At 56.8% G+C, this 22,204-nt stretch carries 23 protein-coding genes; 9 read left to right on the forward strand and 14 right to left on the reverse strand.

Annotated features, from left to right (window positions below; translation table 11 throughout):
* Positions 1-4 precede the first annotated feature (4 nt).
* Positions 5-865 carry a D-amino-acid transaminase gene (locus tag AC2FJC_RS15950; protein ID WP_496740237.1) on the forward strand — a complete coding sequence of 287 codons (861 nt, stop codon included), beginning with the start codon at positions 5-7 and terminating at the stop codon, positions 863-865.
* A 43-nt stretch (positions 866-908) separates the two neighbouring features.
* Here the strand turns inward: AC2FJC_RS15950 and AC2FJC_RS15955 are convergent, their stop codons facing one another.
* From AC2FJC_RS15955 to AC2FJC_RS15965, 3 genes are all read right to left on the reverse strand, one after another.
* Positions 909-1,223 carry a DUF1244 domain-containing protein gene (locus AC2FJC_RS15955; protein WP_496726997.1) on the reverse strand — a complete coding sequence of 105 codons (315 nt, stop codon included), beginning with the start codon at positions 1,221-1,223 and terminating at the stop codon, positions 909-911.
* Between the two features lie 77 nt (positions 1,224-1,300).
* Positions 1,301-1,540, reverse strand: a complete 240-nt coding sequence (locus AC2FJC_RS15960) for a DUF6868 family protein (protein WP_108861343.1) — start codon at positions 1,538-1,540, stop codon at positions 1,301-1,303.
* A 67-nt stretch (positions 1,541-1,607) separates the two neighbouring features.
* Positions 1,608-2,345 (reverse strand): N-formylglutamate amidohydrolase, encoded by a 738-nt coding sequence (locus AC2FJC_RS15965; RefSeq protein ID WP_496740238.1) that lies wholly within the window; start codon positions 2,343-2,345, stop codon positions 1,608-1,610.
* A 132-nt stretch (positions 2,346-2,477) separates the two neighbouring features.
* On the opposite strand from AC2FJC_RS15965, the gene pyk reads away from it, so the two are divergent.
* The 5 genes from pyk to rplT all read left to right on the forward strand — a co-directional run bounded on the left by pyk (position 2,478) and on the right by rplT (position 6,934).
* Positions 2,478-3,923 (forward strand): pyruvate kinase, encoded by a 1,446-nt coding sequence (gene pyk / locus AC2FJC_RS15970; protein ID WP_496740239.1) that lies wholly within the window; start codon positions 2,478-2,480, stop codon positions 3,921-3,923.
* Between the two features lie 245 nt (positions 3,924-4,168).
* Positions 4,169-4,606, forward strand: a complete 438-nt coding sequence (locus tag AC2FJC_RS15975; RefSeq protein ID WP_058273350.1) for a universal stress protein — start codon at positions 4,169-4,171, stop codon at positions 4,604-4,606.
* Positions 4,607-4,620: 14 nt separating this feature from the next.
* Positions 4,621-6,171, forward strand: coding sequence for an alanine/glycine:cation symporter family protein (locus AC2FJC_RS15980; protein WP_496727001.1), 1,551 nt, complete (start codon positions 4,621-4,623; stop codon positions 6,169-6,171).
* Positions 6,172-6,353: 182 nt separating this feature from the next.
* Positions 6,354-6,554, forward strand: a complete 201-nt coding sequence (gene rpmI, locus AC2FJC_RS15985) for a 50S ribosomal protein L35 (protein WP_010443552.1) — start codon at positions 6,354-6,356, stop codon at positions 6,552-6,554.
* Between the two features lie 14 nt (positions 6,555-6,568).
* Positions 6,569-6,934, forward strand: a complete 366-nt coding sequence (gene rplT, locus AC2FJC_RS15990; protein ID WP_058273348.1) for a 50S ribosomal protein L20 — start codon at positions 6,569-6,571, stop codon at positions 6,932-6,934.
* A gap of 131 nt (positions 6,935-7,065) precedes the next feature.
* Here rplT and AC2FJC_RS15995 read toward each other — a convergent pair whose 3' ends face one another.
* From AC2FJC_RS15995 to AC2FJC_RS16005, 3 genes are all read right to left on the reverse strand, one after another.
* Positions 7,066-7,884: a DUF2189 domain-containing protein gene (locus tag AC2FJC_RS15995; protein WP_496740240.1), complete on the reverse strand. Its 819-nt coding sequence runs from the start codon at positions 7,882-7,884 to the stop codon at positions 7,066-7,068.
* A 174-nt stretch (positions 7,885-8,058) separates the two neighbouring features.
* Positions 8,059-8,520, reverse strand: coding sequence for a hypothetical protein (locus AC2FJC_RS16000; RefSeq protein ID WP_496740241.1), 462 nt, complete (start codon positions 8,518-8,520; stop codon positions 8,059-8,061).
* A gap of 162 nt (positions 8,521-8,682) precedes the next feature.
* Positions 8,683-10,080, reverse strand: a complete 1,398-nt coding sequence (locus tag AC2FJC_RS16005) for an aminotransferase family protein (RefSeq protein WP_496740312.1) — start codon at positions 10,078-10,080, stop codon at positions 8,683-8,685.
* Between the two features lie 219 nt (positions 10,081-10,299).
* Here AC2FJC_RS16005 and AC2FJC_RS16010 point away from each other — a divergent pair, with 219 nt between their 5' ends.
* On the forward strand, positions 10,300-11,928 hold the full coding sequence (locus AC2FJC_RS16010) for an acyl-CoA synthetase (RefSeq protein WP_496740242.1): 1,629 nt from the start codon (positions 10,300-10,302) through the stop codon (positions 11,926-11,928).
* Here the strand turns inward: AC2FJC_RS16010 and AC2FJC_RS16015 are convergent.
* The 7 genes from AC2FJC_RS16015 to hmgA form a co-directional block, all read right to left on the reverse strand.
* Complete coding sequence (locus tag AC2FJC_RS16015) at positions 11,925-12,266, reverse strand: DOPA 4,5-dioxygenase family protein (RefSeq protein WP_496740243.1); 342 nt, start codon at positions 12,264-12,266, stop codon at positions 11,925-11,927. The genes AC2FJC_RS16010 and AC2FJC_RS16015 overlap by 4 nt on opposite strands.
* A gap of 87 nt (positions 12,267-12,353) precedes the next feature.
* The gene (gene maiA, locus AC2FJC_RS16020; RefSeq protein WP_496740244.1) at positions 12,354-12,992 is read right to left on the reverse strand and encodes a maleylacetoacetate isomerase; all 639 of its coding nucleotides are present in this window, start codon (positions 12,990-12,992) and stop codon (positions 12,354-12,356) included.
* A 19-nt stretch (positions 12,993-13,011) separates the two neighbouring features.
* Positions 13,012-13,209: a DUF2783 domain-containing protein gene (locus tag AC2FJC_RS16025; RefSeq protein ID WP_200833234.1), complete on the reverse strand. Its 198-nt coding sequence runs from the start codon at positions 13,207-13,209 to the stop codon at positions 13,012-13,014.
* Positions 13,210-13,214: 5 nt separating this feature from the next.
* Positions 13,215-14,825, reverse strand: coding sequence for an FAD-dependent oxidoreductase (locus tag AC2FJC_RS16030; RefSeq protein ID WP_496740245.1), 1,611 nt, complete (start codon positions 14,823-14,825; stop codon positions 13,215-13,217).
* Positions 14,826-14,962: 137 nt separating this feature from the next.
* Complete coding sequence (locus tag AC2FJC_RS16035) at positions 14,963-15,913, reverse strand: MBL fold metallo-hydrolase (RefSeq protein ID WP_496740246.1); 951 nt, start codon at positions 15,911-15,913, stop codon at positions 14,963-14,965.
* A gap of 10 nt (positions 15,914-15,923) precedes the next feature.
* Complete coding sequence (gene fahA, locus AC2FJC_RS16040; RefSeq protein WP_496740247.1) at positions 15,924-17,180, reverse strand: fumarylacetoacetase; 1,257 nt, start codon at positions 17,178-17,180, stop codon at positions 15,924-15,926.
* A 22-nt stretch (positions 17,181-17,202) separates the two neighbouring features.
* A complete protein-coding gene (hmgA, locus tag AC2FJC_RS16045) occupies positions 17,203-18,558 on the reverse strand; it encodes a homogentisate 1,2-dioxygenase (protein WP_496740248.1) in 1,356 nt (451 codons plus the stop codon).
* A 57-nt stretch (positions 18,559-18,615) separates the two neighbouring features.
* Here hmgA and AC2FJC_RS16050 point away from each other — a divergent pair, with 57 nt between their 5' ends.
* Together AC2FJC_RS16050 and AC2FJC_RS16055 are read left to right on the forward strand one after the other, a co-directional pair.
* Positions 18,616-19,068, forward strand: a complete 453-nt coding sequence (locus AC2FJC_RS16050; protein WP_058273337.1) for a MarR family winged helix-turn-helix transcriptional regulator — start codon at positions 18,616-18,618, stop codon at positions 19,066-19,068.
* A 60-nt stretch (positions 19,069-19,128) separates the two neighbouring features.
* The gene (locus AC2FJC_RS16055) at positions 19,129-20,373 is read left to right on the forward strand and encodes an adenylate/guanylate cyclase domain-containing protein (protein WP_496740249.1); all 1,245 of its coding nucleotides are present in this window, start codon (positions 19,129-19,131) and stop codon (positions 20,371-20,373) included.
* Positions 20,374-20,450: 77 nt separating this feature from the next.
* Here the strand turns inward: AC2FJC_RS16055 and AC2FJC_RS16060 are convergent, their stop codons facing one another.
* Positions 20,451-21,917, reverse strand: a complete 1,467-nt coding sequence (locus AC2FJC_RS16060; protein WP_108861328.1) for a uracil-xanthine permease family protein — start codon at positions 21,915-21,917, stop codon at positions 20,451-20,453.
* Between the last annotated feature and the right edge of the window lie 287 nt (positions 21,918-22,204).

Below are 22,204 nucleotides of genomic sequence, written 5' to 3' on the forward strand. Positions count from 1 at the left end.
AGACATGACCCGCACCGTTTTTGTAAATGGCGAATACCTGCCCGAGACCGAGGCCAAGGTGTCCATCTTTGACCGAGGTTTTCTATTCGCAGACGCCGTTTACGAAGTCACCAGCGTTCTGGATGGCAAGCTGATCGATTTCGAAGGTCACGCCGTGCGTCTGAAGCGGTCTCTGGATGAGCTGGAGATGGCTGAGCCCTGTACCAAGGATGAGCTGCTGGAAATTCACCGCAAGCTGGTAGAGCTGAACGGCATCGAAGAAGGGCTGGTCTATCTGCAGGTCAGCCGCGGCTCAGATGGCGACCGCGATTTTGTATTCCCTTCTGCGGACACCAAGCCCAGCCTCGTGCTGTTCACCCAGAACAAGCCCGGCCTGGCCGATAGCCCAGCCGCCAAGAAGGGTGCCAAGATCATCTCGATCGAAGACATCCGCTGGGGCCGCCGCGACATCAAGACTGTTCAGCTGCTGTACCCGTCCATGGGTAAGATGATGGCCAAGAAGGCTGGCTGTGACGATGCGTGGTTGATTGAGGACGGTTATGTGACCGAAGGCACCAGCAACAACGCCTACTACGTCAAGGACGGCAAGATCGTCACCCGCCCGCTTTCGAACGACATTCTGCACGGCATCACCCGCAAGGCCGTCCTGCGTATGGCCGCCGAGGCGCAGATGGAAGTGGAAGAACGCCTGTTCACCATTGATGAGGCGAAGGAAGCGGATGAGGCTTTTACAACTTCGGCCAGTGCGTTTGTCATGCCCGTGGTTGAGATTGACGGGGTTACGCTGGGCGACGGTACGCCGGGGCCAATCGCCAAGCGTTTGCGAGAGATTTATCTGGACGAAAGCCGCAAGGTCGCAATCTAAACAAAAGGCCCGCCAGGTTGGCGGGCCTCTTTCGTTTTGGGCGTCAGCCCTTATTCGTCACATTCTCTTCGAACGCGACCTTGAAGGCGGCCTGCTTCTCCGGGCTGGCGTCGGTCTGGTAGTTGGCTTTCCATTCATCCATGGTCATGCCATAGAAAATTTGACGGGCTTCATCCTTGCCCATCTCGATGCCTTTTTCATTGGCGGCTTCCTGATACCATCGCGACAGGCAGTTGCGGCAGAACCCGGCCAGATTCATCATGTCGATGTTCTGCACATCAGTGCGGTCCTCCATCAGATGCTGTTGCAAGCGACGGAATGCGGCGGCCTGAAGTTCTATTTCGGTTTGCTTGTCCATGGTCTGGCTCCGGATGACAGAAATACGTGCTGTAAATGACCTAGCGGCCAAAGGGCGATGTTTCAACGATCAGCGTATCAGGCCAGTTTCAATGCCAGCCAAGGAGTGATGCAGAAGATCAGTGTCAAAATCTTGTAGTTGGCCAGATACCGGAAATATGCCCGTTTCACTGCGGGGCGCTCCATCTGGAACATCTTGCCGTGGATGCCTGCGATCCAATCCTGCAACAGCAAGATCATCACTGTGGTGAACAGCAGAACCGCGATGTTAAGCACAGCCATCCAGCCAAAGACGGACGTCAGAAATTCCTGAGTCATAGTGGCCTCCTTTACCCCTATAATATGGGGTCTGGGGTTGGCTCTCACAATGAAGTGAGGGCTTTTGTCACAAGCCGCTTTGGTCCAGCGCGTCCTGCAGGATAGGGGCTAGCCGCTCGGCCCATTCTCGCTGTCCTGCGTGTTCGGCAATCAGATCATTGCGCAGCTCGATCAGTGCGTTGGGGCGACCAAAACTGGTACAGTGTTTGTCAATGGCATCACCGGGCAGCACGCCGGTATAGGGTTCATTAACGCCGACGCAAAGGTCACCCTCGGCCTCTAGACGGTTGATCAACGGGCCCGAGAACCGTTCGTCCGGAGTATGCAAAACCCCGACATGCCAGGGGCGGGGATCACGACCCCTTAGTTGCCGCGTGAACGAGTGCATCGACACGATCACTGCATGCGGCAACGCGGCCATCTGCGCCAGCGCGTCATGATACGGGCGATAGCACATGTTCAAACGCCGCTCTCGTTCTGCCGCATCGGCGTGCCGGTTGCCGGGAATGATCGACCCGTCATAGAGCTTCATCAACAGGGTCGGATCATCTTCGCCGCGGTTCGGATCAATCACGAGGCGGGAAAAATTGGCTGCGATCACGGGCGCATTCAAAAGCTCACCCAGATGCTTTGACACCTCGTAGGCACCTACATCATAAGCGATGTGGCGTTCCATATCTTCACGAGGCAGGCCAAGATCGCCACCGTGGATTTCGGGCGGAACCAAGTTGGATGCGTGGTCGCATGTGATCAGCCAACGCGAGGGCCGATCCGCGCCGTGGATAAAAAACGGGGAATACGTCATAAGCCTGTCATCTAGTTTGTCGCAGGTTTAGGGCAGTTGCTTTGAAAAGGGAATTGCGCAATAAGCAGGCGGAGTAATGTTTGCGGTAACATTTGCGCAGAATCAAGAGAAGACGGTAGGAGAGCCAGACCAATGCGACGCCTGAGAAATGTGAAAATCGTGGCGACGCTGGGACCGGCGTCAAATGACTATGACATGATCCGCGCGCTGTACGAGGCAGGCGCAGACGTCTTCCGCCTGAATATGAGCCACGGCAGCCATGATGAGATCCGCGAACGCCACCGGATCATCCGACAGATTGAAAAAGATCTGGACAGGCCAATAGCAATTCTGGCTGACCTTCAAGGACCCAAGTTGCGTGTCGGGGTGTTCGCCAACGACGCAGAAGAACTTGAAGAAGGCGCGGCCTTCCGTCTGGACTTGGACCCTGCGCCCGGAGATATCAACCGCGTTTGCCTGCCGCATCCCGAGATTTTTGCCGCGTTGGAGCCGGGTGCGCGCCTTCTGGTCAACGACGGCAAAATCCGCCTGACCGTGCAGGACTGTGGCCAGGATTTTGCCAATTGCATCGTTGAGGTCGGCGGTACGATCTCGAACCGCAAAGGTGTGAACGTTCCTGATGTGGTGCTGCCCCTGGCCGCCTTGTCGGCCAAGGACCGTGATGATCTGGAGTTTGTCTGCCAACTGGGCGTGGACTGGCTGGCGCTCAGCTTTGTGCAGCGCGCCAAGGACGTGTTTGAGGCTCGCGCGCTGGCAGATGGGCGTGCATCCATCCTGTCGAAGATCGAAAAGCCTGCAGCGGTCGAGGCATTCGACGATATTCTGGATGCCTCTGATGGGATCATGGTCGCGCGCGGCGATCTGGGTGTCGAGCTTCCGGTGTCGGCGGTGCCCCCGATCCAGAAACGACTGGTCCGCAAATGCCGTGGGGCGGCTAAGCCTGTGATCGTGGCCACTCAGATGTTGGAAAGCATGATTGAAAGCCCGATGCCAACCCGGGCCGAGGTCTCGGATGTGGCGACAGCAATCTACGAAGGCACGGATGCGATCATGCTCAGCGCGGAATCCGCTGCGGGTACGTACCCAATCGAGGCCGTGCAAACCATGAACAAGGTTGCAATCGAGGTCGAAGCGGACCCGACCTACACGCAGATTATCGCAGCGTCCCGGACGGCAAAGGGGACCACTATTGCCGATGGTATCGTTGCCGCCGCGCGCGAGATTGCAGAAAAAACAGATATCAAGGCGATTTGCTGTTTTACCCAAAGCGGCACCACCGCGCTGCTGACGGCCCGCGAACGTCCAGGCGTTCCGATCATCGCGATGACGCCTGCCACGGGAACCGCGCGGCGTCTGTGTCTGAGCTGGGGCTGTCATTGCGTGATGACGCCAGAGCTGGAGCGGTTCAAAGGTGCCGTCGTCAATGCGGCCCGCGCGGCCCGTGCCGGTGGGTTCGCATCCGAAGCCGATCAGATCGTGGTGACTGCTGGCGTGCCTTTCAACGTACCGGGAACGACCAATATTTTGCGCATCGCACCCTGTGATGAACGGCTGATCTATAACACCGATCCCGGCTAATTACAGCAATGCCGGGCTCGGTGAAACATAGTATCAAACCGATACGCCTAAATTTTAGGCGGAAAAGAAACAGCAATTTCAACAATATAGCGAATTATTGCTTGCGCTCATAAGATAACTCTCTGTTTTTTGGGGTTTTTCCGGGATACTCGGGCGCATGGGCGGTCCACTTAATAAGTTCCAGGTTCCGGCTGCCCTGCCGGGGGCACGGGTCCCGGCATAACCAAAATTATTGGAGGAACGTCATGACAACGAAAATTGTCATTGGACTGGACGGGACAGAAACCGGAGAACGCGCCATCGCCTTTGCCAAAGATCTGGCTGGACGAATTGGCACGTGTGAATTGCTGGTTGTTTATGTCATCGAATGGTCCCCATTTACTTTTCAAACCCCAGAAGAGAACGCATTGCGGCACAAGCGGCGTGAAGAAGAAATCGAACTTGCGACAAACCGGATTGTTACCCCGGCTGTCGAGGCTCTGACCGCAGATGGTTACACAGTGCAGGGCATCGTGCGTCATGGCGACGTGGCCGAAACTCTGAACGCAATCACCGTTGAGAATGGCGGCTCGCAGATCATCGTCGGGCGCGCCTCGGCCGATGGATTCAAGAAACGCTTGTTTGGCAGCTCGACCCAAAATCTGGTCATGCACGCCGATGTGCCAGTCACTGTTGTGAACTGACGGGAGGGATGAGAATGACTATGTTGAAGCATCTCTGGCTGGCTGTAATCGCCGCCCTGATCGCCGCTCCTGCGATGGCGCAAGAGGCGCCCGGGCTGGACGACAAGATCAATCAGGCATTTGCCGATTTTACCGGGCCATTTGTCAGCTTTATTTTTGCGCCGTTTCCGGGAACCAGTTTCCCGTGGATCGTGGGTTGGCTGGTCGTCGCGGCGACTGTTTTCACGCTGTACTTTGCCTTTGTGCAGCTGCGGTTCTTTGGCCACGCGATCAGCCTTGTGAAAGGCGACTACTCCGATCCCAATGACGCGGGTGAGGTCAGCCACTTTCAGGCTCTGGCTACGGCACTGTCGGGGACAGTTGGTCTTGGTAACATCGCCGGTGTGGCGGTCGCCGTAGGCATTGGCGGACCGGGAGCCACCTTCTGGATGATTGTCGCGGGCCTGTTAGGCATGGCGTCGAAATTCACCGAATGTACGTTGGGTGTGAAATACCGTAACGAATACGAAGATGGCACCGTTTCCGGTGGCCCAATGTACTATATGTCCAAGGGCTTTGACGAGCTGGGACTGCCTGGAGGCAAGATTCTGGCCGTCCTGTTCTCGATCTTCTGTATTCTGGGCGCGCTGGGCGGGGGCAATATGTTCCAGGCCAATCAGGCGCACCAACAGATCGCGGGCATCACGGGCGACTATCCCGGATGGATCACAGGGGTTGTCTTTGCAATCATCGTGTTCCTTGTCATTGTGGGCGGCCTGAAATCCATCGCACGGGTGACCGAAAAGGTCGTTCCGTTCATGGGCATCCTATATGTGGCCGCGGCATTGGTGATTATCATCATGAATGCTGATCAAATCGGCTGGGCGTTCGGCCAGATTTTCGCAGGTGCCTTCACCGGCCTCGGCGTCGCTGGTGGTATGGTCGGGGCACTGATCCAAGGCTTCCGGCGTGCCGCGTTTTCGAACGAAGCGGGCGTGGGTTCTGCGGCGATTGCGCACTCGGCTGTTCGGACCAAAGAGCCGATCACCGAAGGCTTTGTCTCGCTGCTTGAGCCGTTTATCGACACGGTCGTGATCTGTACGATGACGGCGCTGGTGATCATCATCACCCAGCAGCTGATCGTCGATCCGGAAACCGGCAAATACATGCTGAACGAAGCGGGTAATGCCATTGCAACAGTCGACGGTAACTCGGGCGTCAGCCTGACCTCGGCCGCCTTTGGTAGTGCCTTCAGCTGGTTCCCATATGTACTGGCGATTGCGGTGGTCTTGTTTGCGTTCTCGACCATGATCAGCTGGTCCTACTATGGCCTCAAGGCCTGGACCTACCTGTTCGGGGAAGGCCACACCAAGGAACTGATCTTCAAGGTCATCTTCTGCATTTTCGTTATCATCGGGGCTGCGGCCAATCTTGGTCCGGTCATCGACTTCTCGGACGCGGCGATCTTTGCGATGGCGGTCGTGAACGTCTTTGCACTCTACTTCCTGATGAAAGTGGTACGTGAAGAACTGGCCAGCTATGCGAGCCGACTGAAGACCGGCGAAATCCGCAAATTCGAACACTAAATCAAACCATCGGGGCGACCTTGGTCGCCCCGGTGCCTGATCAGGCTGTAAAAAGCGCAGATTCTGGTCCAAAACCCCTTGCCAGTATGACCGAACTTGCGTAAACGGCGCTTCTGATCGCGTGACCGGCCGAGATGGCATGCCGAGTCGCGTCTGAAACCGAACCCCGAAAGGAGACGGAAATGCCTAAGATGAAGACAAAGTCGAGCGCCAAAAAGCGCTTTAAGGTGACTGCGACCGGTAAGGTCCTTGCTGGCCAAGCCGGTAAACGTCACGGCATGATCAAGCGGACCAAAAAGTTCATCCGCGACGCCCGTGGCAACACCACCCTGTCCGCCCCCGACGCCAAGATCGTCAAGGGCTACATGCCCTACGACCGCTAAGAGGAGATTAAGAGATGTCCCGCGTTAAAGGTGGAACCGTAACTCACGCCCGTCACAAGAAGGTTATCAAGGCCGCCAAAGGTTACTATGGCCGCCGCAAGAGCACCTTCAAGGTTGCCCGTCAGGCCGTCGATAAGGCGAACCAATATGCAACCCGCGACCGTAAGAACCGCAAGCGCAACTTCCGCGCGCTGTGGATCCAGCGTATCAACGCTGCTGTCCGTTCGCATGACGAAGCACTGACATATTCCCGCTTCATCAACGGCCTGACCTTGGCCGGTATCGAAGTGGACCGCAAAGTTCTGGCCGACTTGGCCGTGCACGAACCGGAAGCGTTCGGCACGATCGTCGCCAAAGCTCAGGCCGCTCTGGCTGCTTGATCCTCTTTCGAGAGACAGTGAATGAAGGGCCGTCCCGTTTGGGGCGGCCTTTTTCATTGATAGCCGAAAGTGAACTCAGCAACACTTCGGCAAACTAAAGCACACAACGTCCATGGTGATGCTCGGATAGATTATTCCTGCGCTGGTGGTACTGCCCGTTGATAAAGATGCCACGTGGCGTGGCCAAGGATCGGCAGGGTGAAGATCAGGCCCAGAAATGCCGGAACCAGCGACAACAGCATCGTAACCGAGATGATCGCAGCCCAAGTGAGCATGACACCCGGGCTTTCCGCGACGACGCGCAGAGAAGTCAACATGGCGGAAACAAAATTGGTTTCCCGGTCAAGCAACATGGGCATGGCAATGACGGTGACCGAAAAAAGGACCGCGGACAGAAATGCGCCGACGCAGGTGCCAATGGCAAGGAAAGCCCAGCCCTGAGGCGTGAAGAATACGATATTCAAGAACCCTTCAAAATCCGAAAATGATGCGTTTTGCAGGGTGATCGCAAGCCAAAGCCGGATCTGGTAAATCCAAACCCAGAAAATGAACAGGGTGACAAAGGCCATCCATCCCATTTCGCGTTTGCGTTGATTGGCCATCACGGTCAAGATTTCTGACCAGCCGAACCTCTCTCCGTTCTGCAACCGACGGGACATTTCATATAGCCCGGCCGCAGCGAAAGGCGCGACCAGCGGGAATCCAACAATGGCGGGAATGATCATCCAGATCTTTCCAAGCCAGACCAGACTCCAAACCATCAGGATTCCGAAAACCGCATAGAACAGGCCGAAGAACCCACTCATGAAGGGGCGCGCCAGAAAGTCGGAAAACCCTGCCTTCAGCGACTCGGTGACATCACCTGTAGTTACCTTGTTGATTTGGGGCATGGCCGCATGTTGCGGCGTCATGTTGTCCGGTGGTGTGGACCCTGTAGTTTTGGATGCCATGACACACTCCTCTCAAAGAATGGTGTCGCGCTGGGTGGTCTGCCAACTTGCTATGCGGTGAAGCAGACATCCTTCCTGAAACAAGTCTGCATCAGTGGCGGCATAACGGCAAGAGTAAGGATGGCGGCCAAACTTTGGCTGGCGAGTTTTGCTAATTTCAACGGAGCCATAAGCCTATTTGTTTGGGTCTTTCTTCACCAACTGCGCCGCAAACGCCACGCCGGTTCCCGGACCGGCATAGGTGACCATGATCACGTCATCCAGGTAGACCCCGTTGAAAATCCCCGCCGAGACGTCTTCGCCCGAGATCCCAGCCTCGGCCAGAAAAAAGCGGGTGGGGTCGTCCAGACTGAAAGTGCCCATAGCTTCTTCTACGACCCACTCTTCATCGCCGATACGCCGCCAGCGGTTGGTGGCAGTGATGAGATTGCCGTCCAGTTTGGTGACTTCCAGCTCCATCTCGGTTTTCAGCAGACCTTTCCCGTGATTTGGGTTCGATTTGGCGAAGGCCACCAGATAGGTGCCGTGCCAGGTGCCGACGATCTGGGGAAAGCCGCTGCCTTCATCAGCGCTGGAAGGGGTGGTGACCGCAAGGGTGGCCACGGCGGCGAGGCTTCGGATGAGCTTGAGTACCATTGGACACGTCTCCTGCATGGGGTGTGATAACTACAGGGTACTGGAGTAGACGCATTTGACAAACCCATATGCGTAAACACAAAAAAACCGGCGCGGGTGGCGCGCCGGTTTAAGTTCATCTGCCGTGATTGCGTGAGTGGTGGCAGATGTATTCAGTTAGGTTCAGCCGAATACACGACCCAGTGCGCCGTCGACCGCGTCGGTGATCTGGTCGATGTCGTCTGCGGTTGCAATCAGTGCAGGCGAGAAGCACAGTGTGTTGTTGCGGCTGGGGATCGAACGGTTGGTGGCACCGATGATGACGCCCTGCGCCATACAGTCGGCAACGACCGCCTGAACCTTTTTCTCGTCCATCGGCTCTTTGGTGGCACGATCTGCGACCAGTTCAGCACCCAGGAACAGGCCCTTGCCGCGCACGTCGCCGATAACTTCGTGCTTTTCCATCAGCGCCTGCAGGTTGCCCAGCATCCGGTTGCCCATGTCGGTGCAGTTCTGCAGCAGGTTCTCGTCTTCGATGATGCGCATGTTTTCGATCGCAGCAGCTGGACCGGCGGTGCAGCCACCAAAGGTCGAGATGTCGCGGAAATAGCTCATCGGGTCCGACATGTCGTCTTTGAACATGTCAAAGACTTCCTCGGTGGTGACCATCACGGCAATCGCCGCATAGCCCGAGGCAACACCTTTGGCCATGGTCACGAAGTCAGGCTTGATGCCGTATTGCTGATAACCGAACCAGGTGCCGGTACGGCCTACGCCGCAGACAACTTCGTCGATATGCAGCAGGATGTCGTACTTTTTGCAGATTTCCTGCACGCGTTCCCAGTAACCTTCGGGCGCTTCAATCACGCCACCACCGGCGGTCACAGGCTCAAGGCACAGCGCACCAACGGTTTCGGGGCCTTCGCGCAGGATCACCTCTTCGATGGCGTCCGCGGCTGCTTTGCCGAATGCCTCGCCGGACAGGTCTTCCAAGCCCAGCTCGTGCTTGCGGTATTCCATGCAGTGCGGAACGCGAACAAAGTCAGGTGCGAACGGGCCGTACTGCGCGGTACGCTCGTCCTGACCGCCTGCCGACATGGTCGCCAGGGTCGAGCCGTGATAGTCGCGATCACGGTAAAGGATCTTGGTTTTCTTGCCACCATAGCGCTTGTGCGCGATCTGGCGAACCATCTTGAACACCTTCTCGTTCGCCTCAGAGCCTGAGTTGGTGTAGTAGACTCGGCTCATGCCCGGCATTTTGCTGATCAGCTTTTCAGCAAAAATAGATCCGGGAATCGAACCTGCGGTATTGGCGAAGTAGCACAGCTTCATCAGCTGATCGTGAACCGCCTTACAGATCGATTCGCGGCCATAGCCTACGTTTACGGTCCAGACGCCACCGGACACGGCGTCCAGATGCTCTTTGCCGTTCTGGTCCCAGACGCGCATGCCTTTGCCTTCGACAATGATCTTGGGATCATTGGTTTCCAATGGCTTATGCTGCAGCAGGTGGTGCCAGATATGGGCGCGGTCGGCTTCGACCACGTGCGAGAGATCGTTTTCGTTGAACGTGCCGTCCATGACATGTCCTTTCAGAATGACTGGGGCGCGGGTTGCCAAAAATGGGCTTTCCCGGCTTTGTGTTTCGATGGCTCAGATCACCGCGAAAGCTCTGTCGGAGATAGGGCCAGATTGCACCATCCCGTAATTCCAGTCCATGGCCGCGCCGTATTTTTACGGGTTTGTCAGAGGAACGACTTTGTGCTCAATTCGCCGGAACCGCAGAGGGAGGATCAGCAAATGACACAAGCCAGCATCTACGAGCGTCATTTGGACAAATGCCGGGCAAACTATACGCCGTTGTCACCGCTGAGTTTTGTCGAGCGAACAGCGCATATTTATCCGGACTACCCTTCGGTAGTTTACGGCGCGCGTCGCTATACATGGGCTGAAACCTATGCCCGCTGCCGCCGGCTGGCAGGCGCATTGTCCGCACGCGGAATCAGCGCGGGCGACACTGTTTCAATCATCGCGGCCAACATTCCGGAAATGTATGAGGCGCATTTTGGCGTGCCGATGGCGGGCGCTGTTCTGAATGCCATCAACACCCGATTGGACGCACCGATCATTGCCTTCATTCTGAATCACGCGGAATCCAAAGTCCTTCTGGTCGATCCCGAGTTCTCAGGCGTGGTCAAAGAGGCGCTGGAACAGGTGGATCACGATGTACTGATCGTCGATATTGAGGACCCGAGCTTTGAGGGTGGTGAGAAACTGGGCGGCGTAACCTACGACGCCTTGCTGGCCGAGGGCGACCCTGAATTCAACTGGTCACTACCCAATGACGAGTGGGACGCGATCACGCTGAACTACACGTCAGGTACAACCGGCAATCCGAAAGGTGTCGTGTATCACCACCGAGGGGCCGCGCTGAATGCACAGTCGGACCTGCTGGACTGGAATATGCCAAAGCACTCGGTCTATCTGTGGACCCTGCCGATGTTCCACTGCAACGGCTGGTGTTTTCCCTGGGCGATGGCCGCCAATGCGGGTGTTTCCGTCTGCCTGCGGGCCGTGCGGGACGAACCGATTTATGCGGCGTTCAGGGATGAGAAAGTCACGCATTTCTGCGGCGCGCCGATCGTTCTGAACATGCTTGCCAATGCGCCTGAACACCTCAAGGATTTCGATCATGAGATTAAGGTGATGACCGCCGGCGCACCGCCGCCCGCCGCTGTGATCGAAAGCATGGAAAACATGGGCGTTGAGGTTACCCATGTCTATGGATTGACTGAAACTTATGGTCCGTCGGTTGTCTGCGCCTGGAAGGATGAATGGAACGGTAAAGAGGCCGAAGACCGCGCGGCGCTGAAGGTCCGTCAGGGTGTGCGCTATACGGCCCTGTCGGGGCTGATGGTTGCGGATCCGGACACGCTGGAACCGGTGCCTGCCGATGGTGAGACGATGGGTGAGATTTTCATGCAAGGAAACGTTGTCATGAAAGGCTACCTCAAGAACGCCGAAGCCACAGATAAGGCATTCCGAGGCGGATGGTTTGCCTCTGGCGATCTTGGGGTGATGCATCCGGACGGCTACATTGCGCTTAAGGACCGGTCGAAAGACATCATCATTTCTGGGGGTGAGAATATCTCATCGGTCGAGGTCGAGGATATCCTTTACAAGCATCCCGCAGTGATGGAGGCCGCTGTGGTCGCGCGCCCGGATGACAAATGGGGCGAAACGCCCTGTGCTTTCATCGAGCTAAAGCCCCATGCGCAGGCGACTGAGGTCGATATCATCACATTTTGCCGGGAAAACATGGCTCATTTCAAGGCCCCCAAGACCGTGGTGTTTGGCCCCTTGCCCAAGACCTCGACCGGTAAGATTCAAAAGTTCAAACTGCGGGATCAGGCAAAAGCGCTGACTTAAGTGCTCACCTTGTCAAAGATCGACAGATCAAGATCCAGCATTTCACCCATCCAAATCGCCCGATCCCGGTGGTCCGCTAAGTGATCTCCGGTTTCCGGGTGGGTAAAAATGGTCAGGCCTTGCCGGTTCAGCATCAGCCACGGCATGACTTGATCGAACGCGTCCGGGTCAAAGCCCAGCTGGCAGCTCCATCGCGGGTGGGGGCCTACATTTTTGGCATGCATGCGCCCCATCTGAACAGGAAACAGGCCGGCGACCTCTTCACAGACCTGCCGGGCAATGGCTAGCGTATTTGCGTCGTAGTAGACATGGGCGTGATAGCCGGTGATCTCTGACATTGGGACCTCTTGCATACGTTTCGAACAAGGTACGGCGCTGCAATTGATATTGCCACTTGCGCCGTCACACAGGCTCTGTGCGCCAGGTCAATCGGGTGCGTGGAGATCTGGGTGGGCTGCGGCAAAGGCGGGATTTTCGGCACAAGCGGCCTCGGCGCCTAGACTCCGCGGCAAGTCCGATAGCTCCACGTCCCAACGGCGCGCATTGTACATTTGCGGGACCAGACAAACATCGGCCAGTCCGGGCTTGGTCCCGGTGCAATAGGGCGCTTGTTCAAAACCCTCGAGAAGCGCCTCAAAAGCCAGTAGGCCGGGGCGAATGAAATGGCGCATCCAGGTGCCGGGCATCCCGTCAGCACCATCACTCAGCGCGGCCGCATACTGCGCGACGGACAAATTGCAGACCGGATGCACATCAACCGCGATGGATTGCGCCAAAGCCAGCGCATGTGCCCGGGCCGCCGGTTCCGGAGGCAACAGTCCAAGGCCGCGAGTTTGGTCAAGATAGTCGATAATGGCCAGAGATTGCGTCAACCGCAGCCCGTCAATCTCGAGCACGGGGACCAGCCCCTGCGGATTACGCGCTAAATGGTTACCAGACTTTTGTTCGCCCGCTGTCAGATCAATTGACACGCCGCGATAGCTGATCCCAGCCAGATTCAGCGCGATGCGCACCCTGTAGCTGGCCGAAGACCGCCAAAAGTCATACAGCACCACGCCGCTCATCATCGATCTCCTTGGTTCGTCAGGTGTCCTTCAGCGTGGCGGCTTTCAGAGCGCTAGACAATACATTTGCATTGCCGATGTGATTGGCCAGGACCAGAACCAGACGTGCATTCAGGGCGTCACTGTCGGCTTTGACCAGCCCATCATGCGCCGCCACCAGATCGGCATAGAAACCGTCGGCATTTTCCAGATTGGGGGAAAGGATCAGATCGGTCATTTCGCTCACTCCTTACCTGTTGCCCGGCGGATCGCCTGCCGGAATGCGTTTTCTTCGAACGTGTCGCGGCGCGCGGCGACGTGCTGGTCAGGTCGGATCAGATAAACCGCACCCGGGGCATCGCCCAGATACCTGCGCTTCAACTCCAGAGTCAGGTCATCCTTGACCGAGAGAGCCAGTCGCGTGAGCGTAACGCCGCCTTCTTCTAGACTGTCAGGAGCGTCCGCATCTATAGTCAACAAAGTGAATTTCCCGGCCAACTTGGGCAGCAGAAATTCCTCGCCCAAAGGCGCGTCCGGGCAGGCGGAACCGGGGCGCGTGATCTCTGGCCCGGTCAGAGCATCCGCAGAACTCAGCGATGATCCGGAATATGCGCATGGTGTGCTCAACCGGCCGGAATTGACCAGCGGGCGCGCAAACGCATAGTGCTCGCTGAGGTCCAAAACCGCATCCCGCAAAAGACGCGACATATCGGATTTGGGCGTGATAAATTCCGTCGATAGGGTGGACATGCGTATATTCTCATCCGCGGCTTCGACCCGTTCGCGGTTGTAGCTGTCCAGCAAAAGGTCGGGCGCTTCGCCGTCAATAACCATCTTTAGTTTCCAGCACAGGTTGTCTGTGTCCTGCAGGCCAGAGTTGGCCCCGCGCGCGCCAAAGGGGCTGACCTGATGAGCGCTGTCGCCAGCAAACAAAACGCGACCATGGCGGAACCGCTCCATCCGACGGCATTGGAACGTGTAGATCGAGACCCATTCAAGTTCGAAATTGATCTCATCGCCCAACATCGCCTTAAGCCGGGGGATCACGTTTTCAGGTTGTTTTTCCTTCTCGGGATCGATGTCCCTTCCTAGTTGCAGGTCGATCCGCCACACGTTGTCGGGTTGTTTGTGCAGCAGGGCAGATTGTCCGCGATTGAACGGCGGATCGAACCAGAACCAGCGTTCGGTCGGGAAGTCCGCCTGCATCACCACGTCCGCAATCAGAAAGTTGTCTTCGAATACACGGCCTTCGAAATCCAGGCCGAGCATGCGGCGGGTAGGCGAGTTTGCACCGTCACAGGCAATCAGCCAATCCGCCTCAACGTTATAGGGGCCTTCGGGCGTTTCGACTTCAAGCTTGACGTGATCGTTGTGGGTGCCGACGGCTTCGGCCTTGTTCTGGCCGCGAATTTCAATCGGCGCGCCCTTGGCCTGCAATTCCCGTACCCGCTCAACTAGCGCTTTTTCAAAATAGTATTGTTGCAGGTTGATGAAGGCGGGGTGCGCATAGCCCGCGTCGGGTTGCAGGTGAAACTCATAGACCTGGCGGTTGTCAAAAAAGACTTTGCCGGCATCCCACAGCACGCCTTTATCAACCAACTTACCCCCGGCGCCCAGACGGTCGGCGATTTCCAGAGACCGCTGTGAAAAGCAGATCGCGCGGCTGCCAAAACTAACCTTGTCATTGTCGTCCAGCACGACGACGGGGACCCCTTTCTGGGCCAGATCAATGGCCGCGGCCAACCCAACCGGGCCGGCACCAATCACGATAACCTTGTGTCGTACCGAGCTTGCCGTGTCCTGATCCGGGCTGCGTTGATAGGCATAGAGTGGAACTTCGAAAATCTTGTTCATGGGCTCTCCCCCGATACTCAGGCGCCGTGGGCGCACTAGATCCCGCCCTCTGGCACGCACGCGCCAGAAGGCCTTGCCCTATGATTCCACCTATTTCCCCTGTGCAAAACGATCTGGATCAAGTTTGCTCGTCTTCTTCAGCCCTGCAGGGCCTCCCACATCTCCAAGTCGCGCTGGGCGGTCCAGATACGGGGCGTGTCAATGCCGCGGGCTTCGTCATAGGCGCGGGCGACATTGAAAGGCAGGCAATGTTCGTAGATCGCGTAATCGGCGAATTTCGGATCGCACTCTGCGCGCACTGCATCCCATGCCTCTTTCAGAGATCCTCCGCGTGCCGCCACTTTCGCAGCCGGGCGGTAGGTGCTTTCGACAAAGTCACGAGTGTTTTCGATCGCTGCATTGACCATGTCCTTGCCAACCAGGGCGTTTCCGCGACCCGGTGCGATGGCATCGACGTCGAACCACTTGATTTCATCCAGCGTATCGCCCCAATCGCTGAAATGCCCGTCACCGCAATAACAGGCCGAGTGGTATTCGACGATGTCACCGGTGAACATGACATTCTGGTCGGGTACGTGAATGACGATATCACCTGCGGTGTGGGCGCGGCCCAAATGCATAAGATCGACCCGACGATTACCCAGATAAACCGTCATCGTGTCACTGAATGTGGTGGTGGGCCAGGTCAGGCCGGGGATGCTTTCATGGCCTTCAAACAGGCGGGGGAAACGCTGAAACTCGCTGTCCCAGTCCTCTTGCCCGCGTTCAACGACCATGGCGCGCGCCATGTCCGACATCAGGACCTGCTGCGCACCAAACGCACTGGCACCCAGTACGCGAACCGCGTGATAGTGGGTCAGCGCAACGTGGGTGATCGGTTTGTCGGTGACGGACCGCACACATTCGATCACCTTGTTGGCCAGGCGCGGGGTCGCCTGCGCTTCGACGATCATCACGCTGTCATCGCCGACGATGACGCCGGAATTCGGGTCACCCTCGGCGGTGAAGGCGTAAAGGCCCTCGCCGACCTCGGTGAAAGAGATCTTCTTTTCCGACATATCCCCCTGGGACGCGAATGCCTTGGCCATGGTAAGCTCCTTATCGGGTGTAAGGGTTTTTTAGGGCGGGCAGCACGGTCCCGACGCAGTCGCCAAATCCAATGGTGTAACCGTCGCCCTTAGCGGCACCTTTCAGGGTCAGCGTGTCGCCATCCTCGATAAATGTACGGGTTTCGCCGGTATCCAGAGTCAGCGGCTCTTTCCCACCCCAGCTGAGTTCCAGAAGCGAGCCACGTTCTGGCTTGGTGGGTCCGGAAATCGTGCCAGACCCTAACAGATCGCCGGTGTTCATCGGGCAGCCTGAAGTTGAATGGTGCGCCAATTGCTGTGCTGCCGAATAATACATTTCCTTGAGATTCGTCCGCGCAATCGTTGAAGCGTCCTTGCCGTCAGGTGCCATCGTAACTTCAAGATCAATGTCATACAGCATTGGGCCACAATCTTTCAGATGATCCAGAAGCTCGAATTCGCGCGCAGGCGTGTCGCAGCGAAAGGGTTCCAGCGCCGCCTTTGTCACAATCCACGGGCTGATCGAAGTGGCTGTGGCTTTGGCTTGAAACGGCCCCAAGGGTTGATATTCCCAGGCCTGAATATCGCGTGCGGACCAATCGTTCAGCAAAACATAGCCAAAGATGTTGTCGTCGGCCTCCTGAACCGAGATGGGTCCGTCCGACGGTGTACCGACAATCGCGCCCATCTCAAGCTCGATGTCAAAACGACGGCTGGGCAGAAAAGCGGGCATGTCATGATCGGGCGATTTGAGCTGGCCCCAAGGCCGACGGATATCGGTGCCCGACACGACAACGGATGAAGCCCGGCCGTTATACCCGATGGGGATATGCAACCAGTTTGGCGGCAGGGCGTTTTCCGGTCCGCGGAACATGGTGCCAACGTTTTGCGCGTGGTGACGTCCGGCATAGAAATCGGTGTATTCGCTGACGGCGAAAGGCATGTGCATTTCGGCGTCGATCTGAGCAATAAGCAACGGTTCAACCTGCGCCTGTTCCTCCGCGCCTTCGGCCAACAATGCGGTCAGGCGGTTGCGCAATGCAGCCCAGACGGCAGGACCTTCCTCCATCAGCGGGTTCCAGAAAGGCAGATCGAAGAGCGGCTCGTCGGCCATTTCGATCAGGCCCCCGGCCTCGGCTGCGGTGACGTCCAGAATCATGTCACCAATCGCCACGCCGCACCGCGGATCACCGCCTTCGGTCGAGAAAACGCCGTATGGCAGGTTGTTCAGAGGAAACGGGTGATCGGCCTCATTGGCCGAGGCCACCCAGGATTTCATTAATGGCATGTATTCAAACCTCTTTTGGGTGTCACTTTTTGCCCGGTGTGCCGTCGAACTTTTTCTCAAGCGACGTCCAGCAGTCGATGTAGTCATCCTGCAACGGGGCTTCGTTGGCTGCAAATGGTGTCAGATGCTGCGGGAAACGGGTTTCGAACATGAAGGACATCGTGTTGTCCAGCTTGTCTGGCCCGAGGTTCGCGTTTGATGCTTTTTCAAACGCTTCCCGATCCGGCCCATGCGGCAGCATCATGTTGTGCAGACTCATGCCGCCCGGAACAAACCCCTGCGGTTTGGCGTCGTACTGGCCGTAAATGTTGCCCATCAACTCGGACATGATGTTCTTATGATACCAGGGCGGGCGGAACGTATCCTCGGCCACCATCCAGCGTTCGCGGAACAGGACAAAATCGATGTTTGCCGTGCCCGGTTGCCCCGAGGGCGCGGTGAGGACAGTAAATATCGACGGATCGGGATGGTCGAATAGAATTGCACCGACCGGACAGTAGGTGCGCAGGTCATATTTGTAGGGCGCGTAGTTCCCGTGCCACGCCACGACGTCCAGCGGGCTTTGGCCGATCTTTGTGGTATGGAACTGCCCGCACCATTTGACCGTCACGGTCGAAGGCACCTCGCGGTCTTCAAACGCCGCCACCGGAGCCTTGAAATCGCGTGGATTGGCCATGCAATTGGCCCCAATTGGACCGCGGCCGGGCAATTCGAACTTCTGGCCGTAGTTCTCGCAGACAAACCCGCGCGCTGGGCCTTCCAGCACCTCGACACGGTACACGAGGCCACGGGGGAGAATGGCGATTTCCTTGGGTTCCAGATCAATGATTCCGAGTTCAGTCGCGAACCGCAGGCGACCTTCCTGTGGCACCACCAACATTTCGGAATCGGCTGAGAAGAAATAGTCATCCACCATGGATTCCGTGACCAGATAAATGTGGCTGGCCATGCCAACCTGCGTGTTCACGTCCCCCGCCGTGGTCATGGTGCGCATGCCGGTCAGCCATGTCAGCCCGTCATCGGAATGAGGCACTGCGTCCCAGCGATATTGGCCAAGGCTGATCACGTCCGGGTCAACGCAGGGCGCGGATTTCCAATGCGGCAGATCGATTTTTTCATAACGGTGCGAATGCTTGACCGACGGGCGAATGCGATAGCACCACGTGCGTTCGGGCGGATTGGCTGTAAAAGCCGTGCCGCTAAGCTGTTCACCATAAAGACCGTAGTTGCAACGCTGCGGGCTGTTCATACCCTGCGGCAACGCGCCGGGCAGGGCTTCCGTCTCAAAATCATTTCCAAAGCCGGGCATATAGCCTGCTTGCGTGCCAACGGGCGTGCTGGCTTGCGTCATTTTGTGCGGATCCGTCGGATGGTTCATCCTGTGTTCCTCCAATTGCTGCTTGTCGAGTAATAGTTGATTTTGTAACTAACAAGCATGACTCAGGACAAATCTGCCAAAAAAGATGACTTTGATCTGCAGGAATTCCTGCCGTACCTGCTGAACCGTGCAGCCGAAGAAAGTTCGCTGGAGTTTCAGCAGGTCTATAAGGACCGTTACGGGATGCTTCGCACCGAATGGCGCGTCTTGTTTCACCTGGGAAATTACGGCGAGATGACTGCGAAAGAAATCGGTGAGCGCGCCAAAATCCACAAAACCAAGGTCAGCCGCGCAGTTTCGAAATTGGAACAGCGCCGATACTTAGCCCGTAATCGCGACACATCCGACCGCCGGGTTGAACAATTGACGCTGACATCCGCAGGTCAGACGGTTTACAGGGATTTGCGCCTGGTGGCCGAGGCCTATGATTCAAAGCTTGCCGGCCTGTTTTCGCGGGACGAAGCGGAACTGTTGCGCAAAATGCTTCGGCGTCTGGCGCATATGGATTGACCACTGGTAATTCACCGCCGCAATTCCCAGATGAAGCCCAGAACAAAAATGGGACAAAACATGACGACCTTGGATGCCGATACGGCAAAATCAAGCGATCTGATCAACTGGCTGGTGGCGCGCGGGCTTGAGGGTGTCGAAAAAGAAGAACTGCTGGAAGAGTACTGCAATCGCCTGGTGGAACTGGGCGTTCCGCTGATGCGATTTCACGCGGCCCAATCGACCCTGCACCCGATTTATGGCGGAACCGGCTATAGCTGGTATTACGGCCAGGGCGGGGAATATCAAAAGTTCGAATACTCTGAACAACCCAGCGATCAATGGCGTGCTAGCCCTCTGTTTGCTGTTCTGAACGAAGGCGAAAGCGTTGTGCACGAACGGTTGGTGGATCAGAACGAACCAAGCCGATTTCCCTTGCTGAATGAACTGCGCGAACATGGCGCCACTGAATATTACGCGACGGGTGTGTCCTTTGACATTCCGACTCACAATCAGCCGAAGGACGCCAAAAAGGCGGTGAACGGTGTATTGTTGTCCTGGACCTCAAACGCGCCCGAGGGGTTCAAGGATAGCGATCTGGCGTTGATCAATACAGCCCTACCGCATCTCGGATTGGCTTTGAAATCTGCAAACAACCAGCGGATATCAAAGGACCTGATGCGCGTCTATTTGGGACGCGATGCCGGTCGGCGCGTTTTGTCCGGCGAGATCAGGCGCGGGTCGCTTCAGCAAATCGACGCAGTGATCTGGAACTTTGACCTTGAGGGGTTCACCAGCCTGTCCGAAGAGCTGCCGGGCGATGCCCTTATTGAGATGCTAAACGAGTATCTGGCCGCTGCGATAGACGTGGTCCACAAATGCGATGGAAGCATCCTCAAGTTCATGGGCGACGGGTTGATGGCCATGTTCGATGTAGGCGAGATTGATGCGGACGCGCGTGCGGCATTGGCGGCCGTCGCCGAATTGGAGACATCGATGGCGAAACTGAACGCACAACGTTCTGCCGATGGCCTGCCTGTGTCGAACTATACGCTGGCGCTGCATGCAGGTGAGATTCTGTACGGCAATATTGGTTCTGAGAACCGCCTGGACTTCACCGTCATCGGCCCGACCGTCAACCAGACCGCGCGGATTGCCGGAATGCACCGGTCGCTGGGGCAACGGATCCTGATCTCGGACGATGTGGCAAAGGCTGCACGACCTGCCGCGTCAGAGCTGGTCTCTGTCGGTCGCTATATGCTGCGTGGAGTGCCGGAACCGAAAGAACTGTTTACGGTTTACAAGGCGAATGACGCACGGGATTGAGTTTGCGTTTCGTGGCCGAAATTAATTGCGGCTTGGGCCTATCCATTTGTGAACAGGCCCAAGCAATGGTTTCTGGCTCAGACGTGATCGTCCTTAACCAACGCGCCGCGCCCGTGGCCGGCCATACCCCCAGAGACTTCTTCTGTCGCCTCATCCGCGAGTGTCTCTGGCAGGATCAGGTTAAGCACAATAGCGATAAACGCTGCTGGAAGGATGCCTGACGCGCCCAGAACCCGTAGGGTGTCGGGCAGGTGCTGCAGCGCATTTGCCGATCCGGGTGCCACGTTCATGACTTCGAGTTGAAGCCCCAGACCAATCGAAAGCGAAACCGCAAAGATCACCATGTTGCGACGGTTCCATACAACATCCGACAGCATGGATACGCCTGCGGCGACAACCATGCCGAACATGACAATGACACCGCCGCCCAGCACTTCGATCGGAACCGTTCGGATCAACCCGCCGACCTTGGGCACCAGACCGCATACAATCAGGAAAATGGCACCAATAGTGACCACGTGGCGGCTCATGACGCCGGTCATAGCGATCAGACCGACATTCTGGCTGAACGATGTGTTCGGGAAGCCACCAAAGACACCAGCAATGGCAGAGCCGAAACCGTCAGCATATGTGGCGCCCTGTATCTCTTTGTCGGTCGCCTCACGACCTGCGCCACCTTTGGTGATCCCCGAGACATCGCCGACCGTCTCGACGGCGGACACAAAGGCCATGAGGCAGAAACCGATTACCGCGGCGAACGAGAACTCGAAGCCGTATTTGAAAGGCTGCGGTAGTGCGAAAGCCGCAGAGCGTTCCCACGAGCCTGAGATCACTTCAACGGGCAGCTTCCCAACCAGGAGGCAATAAACATAGCCCACCAAAATACCGACCAGGACGGCCGATACGGAAAGCATGCCACGCGCGAAAAACTTCAGCCCCAAGGTGACAAACACAACGATCAGCGCAGGTGTCCAGCTGGACAACGAGCCATAACTTTCTGCACCTGAAGCCTTGGCTGGGACACCTCCGGCTGCGTATTCGATGCCGACCTTTACCAGCGCAAGACCGATCATAGTCACAACCAATCCGGTGACCAAGGGCGGTAGTGCAAAGCGTATCCTGCCGATTACCGTGCCCAACAGGGCGTGAAACAATCCACCGATAATCACGCCCCCAAACAGGGCAGCAAGACCGTCCACGCCTTTTCCGGCAACCAGAGGGATCATGATCGGAATGAAGGCAAAGGATGTGCCCTGTACGATCGGAAGCGCTGCGCCAACCGGGCCAAGCGTTACCGTTTGCAACAGCGTGGCAACGCCAGCAAAAAGCATCGACATCTGGATCAGATACAGCAACTCGGGAAAGTCCGGGCTGTTTGAACCAAAACCAAAACCCGCCGCGCCGGCAACGATAATCGCCGGAGTAACGTTCGACACGAACATTGCAAGCACGTGCTGTATCCCCAGCGGTACGGCCCGATAAATGGCTGGAAAATAGTTTGGATCCCGAAGTTGCTCCGGCGTCCCAATGGATGAATCGGTCATGGCTGTCCTCCCGTAAACGCGCGTTTTGGCGTCCTGTCCTTTGATAGCCTGGTGTGGAATTCACATCCTGATCCATTCAAAGTTGTCTATTATTAGATCAAGCAGATAGCTGGGATTATCAAAAATACCAAAAAGGTGTTTTGGATGGTTGTATTTTTGATAAAGAAACCAATGGCGGTCCAGAGTCAGCTTTAACGCGACGCTGAAGCGTCAGGCTGCCGGTATTGTCAAAACTCATTGCCCAAAAGGGCAGGGGCGCACACCCGATCTACAATTTTAGCGAGGTA

This window comes from Ruegeria sp. CDSB117, assembly GCF_059611005.1.